The organism is Pseudonocardia sp. DxW (assembly GCF_058448985.1).
This window is the reverse complement of record NZ_JBZFLK010000019.1, coordinates 62,111-76,413: the sequence shown is the minus strand read 5'-3', so window position 1 is coordinate 76,413 and position 14,303 is coordinate 62,111. Positions and strand designations below refer to the sequence as shown.

At 74.6% G+C, this 14,303-nt stretch carries 19 protein-coding genes and 1 pseudogene; 15 read left to right on the top strand and 5 right to left on the bottom strand.

Going from position 1 to position 14,303, the window contains the following annotated elements; all coding sequences use genetic code 11:
- Positions 1–24 precede the first annotated feature (24 nt).
- The 3 genes from ACVJO7_RS25735 to ACVJO7_RS25725 all read left to right on the top strand — a co-directional run bounded on the left by ACVJO7_RS25735 (position 25) and on the right by ACVJO7_RS25725 (position 2,795).
- On the top strand, positions 25–666 hold the full coding sequence (locus tag ACVJO7_RS25735; RefSeq protein WP_491675010.1) for a LysE family translocator: 642 nt from the start codon (positions 25–27) through the stop codon (positions 664–666).
- 127 nt (positions 667–793) lie between these two features.
- Positions 794–1,360, top strand: a complete 567-nt coding sequence (locus tag ACVJO7_RS25730) for a hypothetical protein (RefSeq protein ID WP_491675009.1) — start codon at positions 794–796, stop codon at positions 1,358–1,360.
- 94 nt (positions 1,361–1,454) lie between these two features.
- Positions 1,455–2,795: a PP2C family protein-serine/threonine phosphatase gene (locus tag ACVJO7_RS25725; protein ID WP_491675008.1), complete on the top strand. Its 1,341-nt coding sequence runs from the start codon at positions 1,455–1,457 to the stop codon at positions 2,793–2,795.
- Here ACVJO7_RS25725 and ACVJO7_RS25720 read toward each other — a convergent pair.
- Together ACVJO7_RS25720 and ACVJO7_RS25715 are read right to left on the bottom strand one after the other, a co-directional pair.
- Positions 2,735–3,310, bottom strand: coding sequence for a DUF4232 domain-containing protein (locus tag ACVJO7_RS25720; RefSeq protein WP_491675007.1), 576 nt, complete (start codon positions 3,308–3,310; stop codon positions 2,735–2,737). The two genes, ACVJO7_RS25725 and ACVJO7_RS25720, sit on opposite strands and share 61 nt — an antisense overlap.
- A gap of 87 nt (positions 3,311–3,397) precedes the next feature.
- Positions 3,398–4,576 (bottom strand): MFS transporter, encoded by a 1,179-nt coding sequence (locus ACVJO7_RS25715; protein WP_491675006.1) that lies wholly within the window; start codon positions 4,574–4,576, stop codon positions 3,398–3,400.
- 21 nt (positions 4,577–4,597) lie between these two features.
- Here ACVJO7_RS25715 and ACVJO7_RS25710 point away from each other — a divergent pair, with 21 nt between their 5' ends.
- Entirely contained in the window at positions 4,598–5,182 is a 585-nt protein-coding gene (locus tag ACVJO7_RS25710; RefSeq protein ID WP_491675064.1) for a TetR/AcrR family transcriptional regulator, read from the top strand.
- 7 nt (positions 5,183–5,189) lie between these two features.
- On the opposite strand, the gene ACVJO7_RS25705 is transcribed toward ACVJO7_RS25710, so the two are convergent.
- On the bottom strand, positions 5,190–5,351 hold the full coding sequence (locus ACVJO7_RS25705; RefSeq protein ID WP_344021639.1) for a DUF1059 domain-containing protein: 162 nt from the start codon (positions 5,349–5,351) through the stop codon (positions 5,190–5,192).
- Positions 5,352–5,478: 127 nt separating this feature from the next.
- Between ACVJO7_RS25705 and ACVJO7_RS25700 the strand changes: the two genes are divergently transcribed.
- Positions 5,479–6,222 (top strand): AfsR/SARP family transcriptional regulator, encoded by a 744-nt coding sequence (locus ACVJO7_RS25700; RefSeq protein ID WP_344021641.1) that lies wholly within the window; start codon positions 5,479–5,481, stop codon positions 6,220–6,222.
- A gap of 15 nt (positions 6,223–6,237) precedes the next feature.
- Here ACVJO7_RS25700 and ACVJO7_RS25695 read toward each other — a convergent pair whose 3' ends face one another.
- Positions 6,238–6,552 carry a hypothetical protein gene (locus tag ACVJO7_RS25695; RefSeq protein ID WP_491675005.1) on the bottom strand — a complete coding sequence of 105 codons (315 nt, stop codon included), beginning with the start codon at positions 6,550–6,552 and terminating at the stop codon, positions 6,238–6,240.
- Positions 6,553–6,663: 111 nt separating this feature from the next.
- On the bottom strand, positions 6,664–7,353 hold the full coding sequence (locus tag ACVJO7_RS25690) for a DUF1345 domain-containing protein (protein ID WP_491675004.1): 690 nt from the start codon (positions 7,351–7,353) through the stop codon (positions 6,664–6,666).
- A gap of 228 nt (positions 7,354–7,581) precedes the next feature.
- Between ACVJO7_RS25690 and ACVJO7_RS25685 the strand changes: the two genes are divergently transcribed.
- The 10 genes and pseudogenes from ACVJO7_RS25685 (at position 7,582) to ACVJO7_RS25640 (ending at position 14,295) form a co-directional block, all read left to right on the top strand.
- On the top strand, positions 7,582–8,583 hold the full coding sequence (locus ACVJO7_RS25685) for an extracellular catalytic domain type 1 short-chain-length polyhydroxyalkanoate depolymerase (RefSeq protein ID WP_491675003.1): 1,002 nt from the start codon (positions 7,582–7,584) through the stop codon (positions 8,581–8,583).
- Positions 8,584–8,738: 155 nt separating this feature from the next.
- Positions 8,739–9,500 carry an amino acid ABC transporter substrate-binding protein gene (locus tag ACVJO7_RS25680; protein WP_491675002.1) on the top strand — a complete coding sequence of 254 codons (762 nt, stop codon included), beginning with the start codon at positions 8,739–8,741 and terminating at the stop codon, positions 9,498–9,500.
- A complete protein-coding gene (locus ACVJO7_RS25675; protein WP_344021650.1) occupies positions 9,501–10,169 on the top strand; it encodes an amino acid ABC transporter permease in 669 nt (222 codons plus the stop codon). It begins immediately after the preceding gene.
- Positions 10,166–10,918 (top strand): amino acid ABC transporter ATP-binding protein, encoded by a 753-nt coding sequence (locus ACVJO7_RS25670; RefSeq protein ID WP_344021652.1) that lies wholly within the window; start codon positions 10,166–10,168, stop codon positions 10,916–10,918. Before ACVJO7_RS25675 ends, ACVJO7_RS25670 begins: the two co-directional genes overlap by 4 nt.
- 75 nt (positions 10,919–10,993) lie before the next feature.
- Positions 10,994–11,707, top strand: a complete 714-nt coding sequence (locus ACVJO7_RS25665; protein WP_491675001.1) for a 2OG-Fe(II) oxygenase — start codon at positions 10,994–10,996, stop codon at positions 11,705–11,707.
- An 8-nt stretch (positions 11,708–11,715) separates the two neighbouring features.
- Positions 11,716–12,174, top strand: coding sequence for a sigma factor (locus ACVJO7_RS25660; protein WP_491675000.1), 459 nt, complete (start codon positions 11,716–11,718; stop codon positions 12,172–12,174).
- Positions 12,135–12,296, top strand: a pseudogene (locus ACVJO7_RS25655) (hypothetical protein); the annotation flags it as partial. The gene ACVJO7_RS25660 and the pseudogene ACVJO7_RS25655, both read left to right, overlap by 40 nt.
- A gap of 16 nt (positions 12,297–12,312) precedes the next feature.
- A complete protein-coding gene (locus ACVJO7_RS25650) occupies positions 12,313–12,630 on the top strand; it encodes a methylated-DNA--[protein]-cysteine S-methyltransferase (protein ID WP_491674999.1) in 318 nt (105 codons plus the stop codon).
- Positions 12,631–12,700: 70 nt separating this feature from the next.
- On the top strand, positions 12,701–13,309 hold the full coding sequence (locus ACVJO7_RS25645) for a DUF3887 domain-containing protein (RefSeq protein ID WP_491674998.1): 609 nt from the start codon (positions 12,701–12,703) through the stop codon (positions 13,307–13,309).
- Positions 13,306–14,295, top strand: coding sequence for a CPBP family intramembrane glutamic endopeptidase (locus ACVJO7_RS25640; RefSeq protein ID WP_491674997.1), 990 nt, complete (start codon positions 13,306–13,308; stop codon positions 14,293–14,295). The genes ACVJO7_RS25645 and ACVJO7_RS25640 overlap by 4 nt, the downstream gene beginning before the upstream one ends.
- Positions 14,296–14,303 lie beyond the last annotated feature (8 nt).

The following is a 14,303-nucleotide window of genomic DNA, read 5'->3' as shown; positions in this document are numbered from 1 at the left end:
TCGGAACGAGCGGGGGAGACGGACATGGCGGTGGACGCGGTCGTCGCGTTCTGGGGGTTGTCGCTGCTGCTGGTGCTCACCCCCGGGGCGGACTGGGCGTACGTGATCGGCGCCGGGCTGGGGCAGCGGACCATCCTGCCGGCGGTGGCCGGGCTGCTCACCGGGCACCTGGCACTGACCGGGGCGGTCGCCGCCGGGATCGCCGCGCTGGTCGCGGGCTCCCCGGCCACGCTGACCGTGCTCACCGGGATCGGCGCCGGCTACCTGATCTGGCTCGGCGCGACCGGCCTGGCCCGTCCGGCCGGCACCGGCACCGGCCTCGGCACCGGCTCCGGGACCGGGACCGGCTCCGGGAGCGGCGGCCGGTTGCGGGCGGCCGCGAAGGGTGCCGGGACCAGCGGGCTGAACCCGAAGGCACTGCTGCTGTTCCTGACCCTGATGCCCCGGTTCACCGATCCGGCCGGCGACTGGCCGGTCGCCGGGCAGATCCTGGTGCTCGGCGCGGTGCACGTGGCCTGCTGCGGCGTCGTGTACCTGGCGGTCGGGATCGGCGCCCGCCGGGTGCTCGCGGCCCGGCCGTCCTGGACGCGGACGGTGTCCCGGGTGTCCGGTGGGGCGATGGTCGCGATGGGGGCGGGGTTGCTCGTGGGGCAGCTCGCCCTGTGAGCGGCGTGTCGCGCCGTCATCAGATCCGATGAGCGTCCGATCGGACGCCTAACGCTGCTCCGGTCGCCGCGATGTACGCCGCAGGTGGGTCGTGTCGGGCGGCCCGGACCGAGCGGGGACCGCAGCGATGAACGCACACCGTCGGCACGAGCCCTCCGAGCAGCGCGCCGTCCTCGTCGGCGTGCTGGCTGCGCTGCTCATCGCCGCGACCGTCGTCGCCGGGTCGCTGTCGCTCGCCACGGCGGCACCGCGGGTGCAGGCGGCCGGGGCGCCCGTGGTCGTGCCCGGGGCGACGGTCGCCGAGCTCGTCCCGGCACCGCCCGTCCCGGCACGCGTCGTCCCCGAGTTCCCGCTGCGGGCCGACGAACCGGAGCCGGTGGACGTTGCTCCGGCCGACCGGTGCGACGACCCGGCCTGGTGGAACGCGCGCGGTGCGGGTGACCCCAGCGACTACGTCGCCGCGTGCGGGACCTGGCGGTACTGGGTCGACCGTGGTGCGACCGCCTGCATGCCCGGCGAGCTGGACTGCCCGGCGGCGTCCGCCGGACCGGGGGCGCCGACCTACACCGGTCCGACCGAGGGGCGCCCGTGGTCACCGGAGTACGGCTACTTCGAAGGACGCGCCGACGGTCCGCGGAACAGCGACGGCGAGCCGTGCATGCAGGGCAGGGACAACCACGACCCGAACTGCTGATCCGGCCGGGCGGCGTGTCGCCCCGGCGGGTCTGGTGGCCGGGGCACGCGGCTCTGTAGCCTGCGGCGCCCGCACGAGACGATCAGGGACACAGGTGCAACGGTTCGGGATCGACACGCAGAGCCGGCTCGACGCGGTGCGGACCGCCGGATTGCTGGAGTCCGGGCCGGAGGAGGCGTTCAACCGGATCACCCGGCTGGCCGCCCAGCTCCTCGGCACCCCGATGGTCGCGCTGACCGTCGCCGACGACGTCCGCACCGTGCTGAAGGGCACCCCCGCCCCGGACGCGGTCTGCGATCCCGACGGCACCTACGTCCGGCCGCTCGACGAGGCCGCCTGCCACCTGATCATCGACACCGGCGCCGAGGTCAGCGCCGCCGACGTCCGGCTCGACCCGCGCCTGCGCGACCTGCCGCAGATGATCGCGTTCGGCGCGCGGGCCTGGCTCGGCACGCCCGTGCGCGGGCCGTCCGGCCAGGTCGTCGGGAACCTCTGCGCGATGGACCCGGACGTGCGGGAGTGGACCGACGCCGACCGCGAGTCGCTGCGCACCCTGGCGCTGGCCGCCGACAGCGAGATCGCCCTGCGCACCGCGCTGCACACCAGCGAGACGCTCGCCGCCGAGTCCGCGGCCCTCGCCGCCGTCCTGGAGGAGAGCCTCATCCCGGCCCGCACCCCGCGGGTGCCCGGGCTCGACATCGGGGTGGCGTTCCGCGCGGCCGGCACCGGGACCGAGGTGCTCGGCGACTTCTACGACGTCGTGCGGCGCGGCGGGATCACCGGCCTGCTGATCGGCGACGTGTCCGGGCACGGTGCCACCGCCGCCCGGGCCACCGCGATGGCCCGGTCCGCGATCCGGACCGCGGCGCACCTGCTGGACCGGCCCGACGACGTCCTGCGTGCGGTCGGCACGGTCCTGCGGGACTGGTTCCGCGACGGCCCCACCGGTTTCGTCACCGCCGTCTACGCCGAGCTGCACCCCGAGGGCACCGGCGGGTCGGCGACCGGCCGCCGGGTGGTCCTCGCCGGGGCGGGCCATCCGCACGGCTACGTCCTGCGCCGGAACGGCACGGTCGAGGACCTCGAGGGCGGCGGCACCGTGCTCGGCCTGCTGACCGACACGCCGGTCTCCTGCCAGGAGTTCACCCTGGACCGGGGGGACGCGCTGGTCCTGCACACCGACGGCGTCACCGAGGCCCGGGAGCACCGCAGCCCGGTGCAGTTCGACGAGCACGGCGTCCGGGCAGCCCTCACCGCGGCGCCCCCGGACGCCGGCGCCGGCCGGATCGCGCGGCACGTCGTGGCCGCGGCGCTGGAGCACTCCCGGGGCCGGATGGACGACGACGCGGGCGTGGTCGTCGTCCGGCCCGGAGCTCAGACCGAGCCCTGCTCCACCGGTCCGATGAAGGAGCCCGGCCGGGTCGCCCCGTCCTGACGCTGCACCGGCCCGCCGCGCCACGGCACCGTCTGCGACGTCGTCTCGTCCGGCGCGGTGACCACGACCTCGGTGGGCGTCCAGTCCCCGCCGGACAGCGTGGTGATCGTAGTGATCCCGGTGCCGCCGGGCTGCAGCGTGATCGCGGACGGCTCCTCCGCCGAGCGCGGCAGCGAGTACGACGGCCCGAACGTCGGGTCGTCCGGTCCGCGCAGGTCGACGCCGCCGAAGCCGGTCATCGTGCACGGCTGGTCGGAGGTGTTCCGCCAGGACAGGATCGTCCGCTGCTGCCCCTCACCGGTGGGCTCGTTGACGGTGGCGGTGAGGATCGCGTCGGTGCAGGGGGCCGCCGCGGTGGCCTGGTCCGCCGATCCGGCCGCCTGCTCCGGCGCCGCCTGCTCCGGCGGCGCGGCCATCTCCCCGGACGCCGACGGCGCCGGGTCCCCGCCACAGCCGGCGAGCAGCAGACCGGCGGCGAGCAGACCGGCCATGAACGGTGCGCGTGTGGTTCGCATGTGGACACCCTGTCGCCCGGAACGGGGCACCCGCGCGGCGGAGCGGCGACGAGCACCCGTCCGTGGTCGTGCCGGATCCGGTCCGGATCACGGCACGGCGACCGGCCGCCCCGGCAGCAGCCGCGCCGCCACCGCCACCATCAGCGCGGCGACCGCGACCACCCCGTAGGCGGTGCCGACCGGATCGGCCGAGGCCGCGGTCAGGAACCCGACCAGCGTCACCCCGGCCGAGGCGAACAGCTGGACGACGATGAACAGCGCCGCGGTGCCCTGCGCGATCGACTCCCGGGGGAGCACCCGGTACAGCCCGGCGAAGGTCGGTGCGGCGACCGCGCCGAAGCCCAGCCCGAGCACGGCCACCGGGAACGCCCGGCCAGCCGGATCGAGCGCCGGGAGCACGGTGAGCTGGGTGTACATCACCAGGCCGACCGCGCTCATCACGCCGAGCGCCGCCGCGAACGACGGGATCCGCAGCAGCCGCACGTCCAGCAGCGGGGCGGGCGCGCGCAGCGCGTGCCGGACGTAGCCGGCCAGCAGCGCGAGCCCGAGCACGACGCAGACGCCGACGGTCACCGCGCCGCTGCCCGCACCGGCCCGGTTCAGCCCGAGCAGCAGCAGCACGAACCCCGGTGGCAGCAGGAGCAGCCCGCGGACGTCGACGGCGGCCCGCTCGCCGGTCGAGCGCGTGCCCGGCACCAGCCGCCAGGCCCCGAGCGCCACCAGCCCGGCGAGCGGGACGTTCAGCCAGAAGATCCACGGCCACGCGCCCGCCCCGACCAGCGCGCCACCGATCAGCGGGCCGGCCACCGGGCCGACGTTGATCACCAGCGAGACCAGCCCCATCACCCGGCCGAGGCTGTCGGCGGGTGCCACCATGCCGACCACCGCGATCGCGGCCGGCTCCAGCAACCCGCCGGACAGGCCCTGTACCGCCCGGAACACGACCAGGCTCTGCAGGTCCCAGGCGAACCCGCACAGCAGCGAGCTCAGCGCGAAGCCGACCAGCGCGGCCTGCAGCAGCCGGGCCGGGCCCCAGCGCGCGGACAGCCAGCCGACCAGCGGGACCGAGGCGGACGCGGGCACCAGGTAGACGACGGTGACCCAGACGATGCCGGAGACCGGCGCACCCAGCTCGGCGCCGAGCGCCCCCAGCGTGGAGGTGACGGTGGTCCCGGTGAGCACGGCCATGAACGCGGCCAGCGCCATCGAGGCGAGGACCCGGCGCGTCCCCGGTGCACCGGCGACCCGCGCCGACTCGGTTGTCATGCACGCGACAAGCGGCGCGCCATCCTCGACGCCGCCGCACCCGTGTTCGGCGAGGCGGGCTACGAGCGGGCGAGCGTGGACGCGATCGCCGGGGACGCCGGTGTCTCGAAGCCGACCGTCTACTCCTACTTCGGCGGCAAGGAGCAGCTGTTCCGGGAGACCATGGCCGACGTCGCCCGGCAGGTGAACGAGGTCTCCTACCGGCACGTCATCGCGCTCGACCTGCATCCCGACCGGTTCCGGGCCGGACTGCACGAGCTCGGCGTCGCACTCACCCGTTGCCAGCGCGACGGGTGCGCCGCGTCGCTGTCCCGGCTGGTCCTCGCCGAGAGCCGGCGTGATCCGGCCGTGTTCGAGGAGGTCCGCCGGGCCGGATTCGGGCCGATCCGGGAGGCGCTCGCCGGGCGGCTCGCCCGGCTCGGCAACGCCGGGCTGCTCGACATCGACGACGCCGACGTCGCCGCCCAGCACTTCATCGCGCTCACCCAGTCCCAGCTCCCCGAGCTGACGGCGGGCGGATCCGCCGAGGCCGACGAGGACCTCGTCGCCTCGGCGGTGGCGCTCGGCGTGGACGCGTTCCTCCGCGCCTACGCGCCCGGCCGCTGAGCCGCCGCTACGGGACCAGCTCGACCCAGCCCCGGATCACCTCCGGCGTCACCTGGTCGGCGAGCTCGGGATGGTTCTCCCGGACGTGCTGCTGGACCCGGCGGACCAGCACCTGCTCGTCGCCGTCGCGGACCTCGTAGCCGCACTCGCAGCTGACCTGATGGAGCATGGCGGACTCCCCTGCGGGCAGGGACGGGATCGCGCCCCGTCCGTCGAACTGTGGATATCCGAAGGGTCCCGGAGGTCGTTGCGGCGACGTTGTCGCGACGTGGCAGCGACCTTGTCACCATGACACGGTGCGGATCCAGCTGCATGGGGCCTTCGTCGTCGAGCACGACGGCCGTCCGGTCGACGCGCGGCTGCCCGGCCGGCGGGGCCGCCTGCTGGTGGCCTACCTGGCTGCCCACCGGTCGGCGGCGGTCGACCGGTCCGCGCTGATCGAGGTGCTGTGGCGGCCCGGCGTCCCGGACCCCGGCGCGCCACGGGTGTTCGACTCGGTGCTGTCGAAGACCCGCGGCGCGCTCGCCCCCGCCGAGATCCGCGGCCGGTCCGGGCTGCGGCTGGTGCTGCCGTCCGGCGCGTCCGTCGACTCCGACCGGGCGGCGGCCGCCCTGCACGACGCCGAGTCCGCGGCGGGCCGCGGCGACTGGCGGCGGGCGTGGGCGCAGGCGCTGAGCGCCGTGTTCGTCACCCAGCGCGAGTTCCTGCCCGGGTTCGACGACGAGTGGGTCCAGCAGCGGCGGGCCGAGCTCCGGCCGGCCCACGACCGGGCCATGACCTGCTACGCCGAGGCGTGCCTGCGGCTGGGCGGCGCCGAGCTGACCGGTGCCGAGCGCTGCGCGCGCCGGCTGGTCGCGGCCGATCCGCTGGCCGAGCGCGGTCACCTGCTGCTGATGCGGGCGCTCGACGCCCAGGGCGACCGGGCCGCCGCGCTGGCCGTCTTCGCGCGGCTGCAGCGGACCCTGCGCGACGAGCTCGGCATCTCGCCCGGCCCGGAGGCCGCCGCGCTGCACCGCGCGCTGCTGCGCGACACCGGGTAGCGGGGCGGCCCGCCGTCACCCCGGGCCGTGGCGGACCTCGGCGGTGTCCCACGGCCGGGCGCCGAACTCCGCGGACGCCGGCCGGATGCCGTCGCCGCCGGCGATCGTGTCGTCCACCGCCGACAGGGCGAGGGTGGCGAGCACGGCGGCGAGCACCAGCCCGGTGACGACGAGGGCCCGCCGGCAGTTCGACATGCCGGGTACCTCGGGCGGCGTCTGGGCCGCGGCGACGGCGTGCCGGTCGCTGTGGCGGTGCCGCTGCCACGCCTGGAACCGGAGCCACTCCTCGTGCTCCAGCCGGTCCATCGGCTCCCCGGCCGACCTGTCCACTCCCCGACCTCCACCGTCCGGACGAACCCGTATGAGCTGTTCAGACGTCCTGTCGAGTACGGCGTCCGGCGTGTTTCCCCAGCTCATCAACTCTGATGACGAGCCGGGCGGTCAGCCGGAGGCCAGCGCGGAGACGGTCGCGGCGATCGTCACCGTGTTGAAGACGAACGCGATCACCGCGTTCGCCGTGACGGTCCGGCGCATCTCGCGGGAGAGCACGGTGACGTCGGTGGTGCCGAACGTCGTCATCACCGACACCGCGAAGTACACGTAGTCCGCCCACTGGGGCACGCCGCCGCCGGGGAACCGCAGGGCGGCCCGGTCCTCGACGAGGTCGTCCGCGTGGAACGCGACCGCGAACGAGACGAGCACGCACACCCACCCGACCACGATGAGGGCGACCGCCACCGCGATCCGGGCCCCGTCGGGCAGGCTGCCGCCGCCGTGGCCGGGCAGCCACAGCACCGCCACGGCCAGCGCGGTCGCCACGATGAAGATCGAGACACCCGGGCCGGGTGCGGTGCCCAGCACGTAGCGCTCCAGGACGGTCCCGCGGCTCTCCCGGCGCGCCCAGCCGTGGATCTGGGCCGGCGTCGCCGACACGAAGGCGGTGATCGTCAGCACCAGGTAGGCGCTCAGGTAGATGAGCAGGACCACCACCCAGCCGTCGACGACGGCGAGCGTGGTGTCCTGCGTCCGGAGGACCACGACCGTGACGATCCCGCCGAGCACGGCGAGGGCCGAGCTCGCACCGGAGCGGCGCCACTCGGGCAGCCAGAACCGGGCCGATCCCTCCCGCATCGCGCAGCCCTCCTCCGGTCGGCCCGGGTGCCCGCTGCGGCCGGGGCGCGTCCGGAGGGAACGCTAGCCCCTGTGTCGCGGATCTCCGCACCGGACGGGTCGTCCGGCCCGTCCGGCATTGACCGTGCCGCTGCGGCACGGCCTCTACTGGGACCGACGACGGAGAGGGGCGAGCACCGTGTGTGCAGCGATCACAGTGGACCGGGACCCGACGGAACGGACGCGGCCGTGAGCGGGCGCCGGACCGGGCGCCGGCTGGTGGCGGCGCTCGCCGCGGCGCTGGTGCTGGCCGGGCTCGTCACGGCCGGATCCGCCGCGGCCCGGGACCCGGGCGCGGGGACCGACCGCATCGGCAGCTACTCCTCGTCCGAGGGGCACCTGGCGTACCAGGTGCACGTCCCGCCGTCCTGGCGCCCGGACCGGCCGATGCCGGTGATGGTGGCGGTCCACGGCTGCGGCATGACCGGCTACGGGCTGAACTCGATGAAGTCGATGACCCGGTTCGACGAGCTCGCCGACCGGCTGGGCTTCCTCGTCGTCTACCCGACCCAGTCGTTGCTGCGCAACGGGTTCCTCTGCTGGAACTCGCTGTCCCCCGAGCACCAGGACCGCGACCGCGGCGAGCCGGAGCTGCTCGCCGGGGCCGTCCGCCAGGTGATCGAGGAGTACGGCGCGGATCCCGCCCGGGTGCACGTGTCCGGCGCGTCGTCCGGTGCCGGGACCGCGGTGATCCTCGGCGCGACCTACCCCGACCTGTTCGCGACCGTCACCTCGGTGGCGGGCGGCGAGTACCGCTTCCACCGGGCCGAGCACGACCTGGACGGCGTCTCGCCGGTCGACACCGCGCAGCTCGCGCTGGCGGCGATGGGGCCGCGGGCCCGCCAGGTCCCGCTGATCGTCGTGCAGGGCGACCAGGACGACGTCGTGCGACCGTTCATGGCCGAACGCCTGGTGCACCAGTGGCTGGTGCTCGGGGCGCTCGTCGCGACCGGCCGGCCGGACGTCGACACCACGCCGCACGCCGTCGAACGCGTCGAACCGCCCGGTGCGCACCCCTACACCCGCACCACCCACCGGGTCCCCGGCCAGGCGACGATCGACTCCTACCTGGTCGAGGGCATGGGGCACACCTGGTCCGGGCCGCGGGCGTCCGGGACGTTCACCGACCGGGCCGGGCCCGACCTGTCGACGATCGTCTGGGAGTTCGCGTCGGAGCGGCCGCTGCGGTGATGCGGCGGGCTGTCCGCACACCATCGGCCTCCGTCCCCGTGGATGAACGGCTCGGCTCCGCACGTTGAACCGGCTGGACCGTCCGGCCTAGTGTTCCCTCGATCTTGCGGGGGTGTCGCAGACCGTCCTCCCGTCACCCGGAGAAGGAGACCCCCGTGCGCCGCACGTTCCTGGCCATCGCAGCCGCCCTACTGGCGTTCACCGTTCTCGCCGGCTGCAGCAGCGGTGGCTCCGACAGCTCGGACACGCTGCGGATCGGCACCGAGGGCACCTACAGCCCGTTCAGCTTCCAGGGCCCGGACGGCGAGCTCACCGGCTACGACGTCGAGGTCGCCCGCGCCGTCGGCGCCAAGCTCGGCCGCGAGGTCGAGTTCGTCCAGACCCCGTGGGACTCGATCTTCGCCGCGCTGGAGTCCCAGCGCATCGATCTGGTCGCCAACCAGGTCACGATCAACGAGGAGCGGCAGGCCCGCTACGACCTGTCCACCCCGTACACCGTGTCCGAGGGCGTGATCGTCACCCGCGCCGACGACACCACCATCAGCACCCTCGCCGACCTGCAGGGACGCACCACCGCGCAGTCCGCGACCAGCAACTGGGCCGACGTCGCCCGCGAGGCCGGCGCGAACGTCGAGGCCGTCGAGGGCTTCGTGCAGGCCGTGCAGCTGCTCAAGGACGGCCGGGTCGACGCCACCGTCAACGACACCCTCGCCGTCGGCGAGTACGAGCAGACCACCGGCGACACCGGAGTGAAGGTCGCCGGCACCACCGGCGACACCAGCGAGCAGGCGTTCGCCGCCCGCAAGGACAGCGGGCTGATCGCCGACGTCGACCGCGCACTGGCCGAGCTGCGGGCCGAGGGCACGCTGGCCCAGCTGTCCGAGAAGTACTTCGGCGCCGACGTCAGCGGCCGGTAGGTGGATCCCGCCACCTGGGAGCTGATCGGCCGCAACCTGTGGCCGATGCTGCGGGCGACGGTCACCATGACCATCCCGCTCACCGCGATCAGCTTCGTCATCGGTCTCGTACTGGCACTGCTGCTGGCGCTGGCCCGGATCTCGTCGATCGCGCCGCTGTCCTGGCTCGCCCGGGTCTACATCTCGATCATCCGCGGCACGCCGCTGCTGGTGCAGCTGTTCATCGTCTTCTACGCGCTGCCGCAGCTCGGGCTGGTGATCGACCCGTTCCCGTCGGCGATCATCGCGTTCAGCCTGAACGTCGGCGGCTACGCGGCCGAGGTGATCCGGGCGGCGATCCTCAGCATCCCGAAGGGGCAGTGGGAGGCCGCGCAGACCATCGGCATGGGGTACCCCACCACGCTGCGCCGGGTGATCCTCCCGCAGGCCGCGCGGACCGCCGTCCCCCCGCTGTCGAACACGCTGATCTCGCTGGTCAAGGACACCTCGCTGGCCTCGACCATCCTGGTCACCGAGCTGCTGCGGGTGGCGCAGCTGGCGGCGGCGCCGACGTTCGACTTCTTCGCCCTCTACGGCGTCGCCGCGGTGTACTACTGGGTGCTCTGCCTGCTGCTGTCCTCGGTGCAGGTACGGGTGGAGACACGGCTGGAGAGGTACGTGGCGCGATGAGCGACCTGCTGACCGTGCGGGGCCTGCGGAAGTCCTTCGGGACGCTGGAGGTGCTGCGCGACATCTCGTTCGACGTGCCGGCCGGGTCCGTCACCGCGGTGATCGGGCCGTCCGGGTCGGGCAAGACGACGGTGCTGCGCTCGCTGAACGCGCTCGACCGGCCGGACGCCGGGGTGATCGGCATCGGCGACGTCACCGTCGACTTCGGCGGCCCGGTGGACCGGGCGACGCTGGCCCGCTTCCGCGCCCAGAGCGCGATGGTCTTCCAGGCGCACAACCTGTTCCCACACCGCACGGTGCTGCAGAACGTCGTCGAGGGCCCGATCGTCGTCCAGAAGCGCCCGCGCGAGCAGGCGGTCGCCGACGCCCGGCGGCTGCTCGACCAGGTGGGCCTGGCCGAGAAGGCCGACCAGTACCCGTACCAGCTCTCCGGCGGCCAGCAGCAGCGCGTCGGGATCGCCCGGGCGCTCGCCCTGGAACCGCAGCTGATGCTGTTCGACGAGCCCACCTCGGCACTGGATCCCGAGCTCGTCGGGGACGTCCTGCGGGTGATCAAGGACCTGGCGGCCGGCGGCTGGACGATGGTGATCGTGACCCACGAGATCCGGTTCGCCCAGCAGGTCGCCGACCAGGTGCTGTTCGTCGACGGCGGGGTGGTCGCCGAGTCCGGGCCGCCGGCGCAGGTGCTGGTGGAGCCCGGGCAGGCCCGCACCCGGCAGTTCCTCGCCCGCATCCTGGACCCCATCTAGCGGCCGCCCGCAACCGGACCGGCGGCGGCGGTGTTCGGACCACCGGACACCCCTCACCGACCCGGAGGCAGCGACATGACCACCATCCCGGCGGACCCGCACCTGGACGCGCTCGACTGGCCCCGGCTGGCCGAGCAGCTGGACACCGACGGGGTGGCCGTGACCCCGCCGCTGCTGGACCCGGCGCGGTGCGACGAGATCACCGCGATGTTCGACGAGCACGACCGGTTCCGCTCCACCGTCCGGATGGCCCGCCACGCGTTCGGCGAGGGCAGCTACCGGTACTTCACCGAGCCGCTGCCGGAGCTGGTGCACACGCTGCGCACCGAGCTGTACCCGCCGCTGGCGCGGATCGCGAACGGCTGGGCGCGCCGGCTCGGCGAGGACGGCTTCCCGGAGACCCTGGACGGCCTGCTGGACGCCTGTGCCGCGCAGGGGCAGACGAAGCCGACGCCGCTGGTGCTGCGCTACGGCGAGTCCGGCTACAACTGCCTGCACCAGGACGTCTACGGCGACCTGACCTTCCCGCTGCAGTTCCTGGTCATGCTGTCCCGCCCGGACGTCGACTTCACCGGCGGCGAGAACGTGTTCGTCGAGCAGCGGCCCCGGCAGCAGTCCCGCCCGATCGTGCTGCGGCCGGGGCAGGGCCAGGCCGTGATCTTCCCGGTGCGCACCCGGCCGCGCCGCGGCACGCGGGGCGACCACCGGGTCCAGATGCGGCACGGGGTCAGCGCCGTGCACAGCGGGAACCGGCACGTGCTCTGCATCATCTTCCACAACGCGCGCTGAGCCGGTGGGTGCAACCGGGCCGCCGGCGGTGGTGTTCTGCACGGCATGACCGACGACCCCGGCGCGGGCACCGACGGCCGTGCCGACGCGCTCGCCGCCGATCTCGATGCCGGGTTCGCCGGGCTCGTCGACACCCACCGGGACCTGCTGTTCTCGGTGCCCGCAGCGTCGTCCACACCCCGGCCGACGCCGAGGACCTCGCCGCCGACGCCCTGCTGCGCGCCTACCGGGCGCTCTGCGGGTACCCGGCGGAACGGATCCGGGCGCTGCGGGTGCGCCCGTGGCTGCTCACGATCCTGCGCAACACCGCACGCAACCGGGCCCGGGACGCCGGCCGCCGCCCGGCGCCCCCGCCGCGCCACGACCCGTCCGACGCGATGGTGCCCGAGAGACCGCCACCCGCCGCACCGTCGTCCGCGACACCAGCCTGGGGCCGATCACCCTCTCCGCCTCCCCGCAGGGCCTGACCCGCCTGCGCCTGGGCCGCCCCGCCGCGGCCGCGCACGATCAGCGGCCCGGGCCCGGCAGCGCCGAGCACGCGCTGCTGGAGCAGGCCGCCGCCGAGCTCGGCGAGTACCTGACCGGTCTCCGCAGCACGTTCGGAGGTGCCGGTCGACCTGTCCGGCGTCGAGCCGGAGCACCGCCGGGTGCTCGACGAGCTGTGCACGACCGGCTACGGGCGCACCCGCAGCTACGGGGAGCTCGCCCGCGCCGCGGGCCTGACCGAGGACGGCCCGCGCCGGGCCGGGGCGGCCTGCGCGCGCAATCCGGTCCTGGTCGTCGTCCCGTGCCACCGGATCGTGTCGGCCACCGGGACGCTCACCGGCTACGCCGGCGGCCTGCCCGTCAAGAGGGCGCTGCTCGCCCTGGAGCGCGGCCAGTTCCCGCTCGACGCCGGCGACCTCAGCGGAAGCCCCCGGTAACGCACGTCCGGTTGCCCGACCGCAGACGCGCTGTGTGACAGGTTGACGATGTCAATGTAGAGTTGACATCGTGAAGGAGAACCTGACAGAAGCCGTCCGGGCCCTGCGCGGCCGGGCCGACGCACTCCTCGCCGCCCGCGTGCTCACCGCCGACGAGGACTGGGCGGGCGCCGTCGAGCGGGCGCTGGCCGTCCGGTCCGCCGCCGACGACGTGGTGCGTGCCGTCGTGCACGAGGCGCGACGGGCCGGCGCGACCTGGCAGGTCATCGGCGACGCACTCGGTGTGAGCCGCCAGGCCGCCTTCCAGCGCTACGGGAAACCGATCGACCCCAGAACCGGAGAACCCATGAACACCACCCCCCTCGCCGGCGCCACCGATCTCGCCACCACGACGGTCGAGGACCTCGCCGCCGGCCGCTGGTCGCGCGTCACCGCGCAGTTCGACCCGACCATGCGCGAGGGCCTGTCGGAGGACGCGCTCGCCGCCGCCTGGGCACAGATCATCGGCCTGTCCGGGGCCTTCGAGGCGCACGGCGAGCCGGAGGTCTCGCGGGCCGGCGACCTGACCGTCACCGACACCCGGCTCACGATGGAGGCCGGCGACTACACCGCCCGCATCAGCTACCGCGACGACCGCACCATCGCGGGCCTCTACATCCTCCCCGCGGACGCGTCGTGACCACGACGTCCACCGGCGGCGCGAACCCGGTCACGGCCCCGTCCGCGACCGGGGGCGCCGGCCGCACGGCCGGGATCGACCTGCGGTCGATCCTCGTGTTCCTCGTCGTGGCGTTCGGGCTCGCCTGGCTCGTCACGCTCCCGCTCTGGCTCGGCGACGGGCTCGCCGAGCCCTCGTTCACACTCGTGGCCGCGGTCATGATGACGACCCCGGCGATCGCCGCCCTCGTCGTCATGTTCCTCGTGGAACGGCCGGCGCACCGGTGGCAGGCCCTCGGACTGTGGCCGCTGCGACCGTTCGGGAGGCTGTTCGGCTACATCGCGGCGGGCATCGCGGTGGCCATGGCGCTCGTCCTCGTCGCGCTCCCGGTCGGGGCGCTGCTCGGGGTGTACCCGGCCGACTTCACCGGCTTCTCCGCCTTCCGGGAGACCCTGGCGGCCCAGGTCGGCCCGGACCTGGTGCCCGGGTCGGTCGGCGTCATCGTCGCCACCCAGCTCGCCCTGGTGCCGGTCGCCGCCGTCCTCGGCGTCCTCCCGGCACTGGGCGAGGAGATCGGATGGCGGGGCTGGCTGCTGCCGAAGCTGATGCCGCTCGGCGCCGTCCCGGCGATCCTGGTCTCCGGCGTCGTCTGGGGCACCTGGCACGCCCCGGTCCTGCTGCTCGGCTACAACTACCCGGACGCTCCGGGCTGGCTGGGCGTGCTCTCGATGGTCGGGATGTGCACCGTGGTGGGCGCGGTCTTCGGCTGGCTGCGACTGCGGTCCGGATCGGTGTGGCCCGCGGCGCTGGCGCACTCCGCGTTCAACGCGACGGCCGGGTCGTTCCTGCTGTTCGCGATGGCCGGGGTACCCGTGGACACCACGCAGGCGACCGTCCTCGGCTGGAGCGGGTGGATCGTCCCGCTGGTCGTGGTCGTCCTGCTCGTCGCCACCGGGCGGTTCGCGCCGGTGGCGGAGCGGTCCGAGGACCGAGCGCTGTCGAGCTGATCCGGCGG

Excerpts from the sequence above, each read along its gene's own strand:
- ACVJO7_RS25735 (WP_491675010.1), top strand. The coding sequence starts at position 25 with ATGGCGGTGGACGCGGTCGTCGCGTTCTGGGGGTTGTCGCTGCTGCTG.
- ACVJO7_RS25730 (WP_491675009.1), top strand. The coding sequence starts at position 794 with ATGAACGCACACCGTCGGCACGAGCCCTCCGAGCAGCGCGCCGTCCTC.
- ACVJO7_RS25720 (WP_491675007.1), bottom strand. The coding sequence starts at position 3,310 with ATGCGAACCACACGCGCACCGTTCATGGCCGGTCTGCTCGCCGCCGGT.
- ACVJO7_RS25670 (WP_344021652.1), top strand. The coding sequence starts at position 10,166 with ATGAGCGACCTGCTGACCGTGCGGGGCCTGCGGAAGTCCTTCGGGACG.
- ACVJO7_RS25715 (WP_491675006.1), bottom strand. The coding sequence starts at position 4,576 with ATGACAACCGAGTCGGCGCGGGTCGCCGGTGCACCGGGGACGCGCCGG.
- ACVJO7_RS25690 (WP_491675004.1), bottom strand. The coding sequence starts at position 7,353 with ATGCGGGAGGGATCGGCCCGGTTCTGGCTGCCCGAGTGGCGCCGCTCC.
- ACVJO7_RS25665 (WP_491675001.1), top strand. The coding sequence starts at position 10,994 with ATGACCACCATCCCGGCGGACCCGCACCTGGACGCGCTCGACTGGCCC.
- ACVJO7_RS25705 (WP_344021639.1), bottom strand. The coding sequence starts at position 5,351 with ATGCTCCATCAGGTCAGCTGCGAGTGCGGCTACGAGGTCCGCGACGGC.